The 295-nt window shown below is 51.2% G+C and carries 1 protein-coding gene; it reads right to left on the bottom strand.

Translation table 11 applies throughout. The features are described from left to right. The coding region (locus tag ABR397_RS23740; protein WP_350307839.1) for an AMP-binding protein at positions 1–295 on the bottom strand (295 nt) is incomplete at both ends.

Genomic DNA, 295 nt, shown 5'->3' with positions numbered 1-295 from the left:
CAGTAAATAAAGCCGGGTATTGGCAAGCGGGCGACCAATCGTCGGGAAGGGATGCGCCGGCGCTATGCAGGCCAGCGTTGCATCCACGGTGCATTCGGTTGGGCCGTAGACATTATAAGCTGTCAGTTGCGGTATACCGGTTACCGTCCGCCAGGTTTGTACTGATATGGGTTCACCGCCAATCAACAGCGTCAACGCTTTTTGATGCTGAGACAAACCCGCTGCCAGCAACATCTCTAATTGCATTGGCGTACAATCCAGCACATCAAGATTTGTCCTGATTAAAAATTGCAAT

This window comes from Photorhabdus viridis (genome assembly GCF_040256935.1).
GTDB lineage: Bacteria > Pseudomonadota > Gammaproteobacteria > Enterobacterales > Enterobacteriaceae > Photorhabdus > Photorhabdus viridis.
This window is presented reverse-complemented; position numbering and strand designations above follow the sequence as displayed.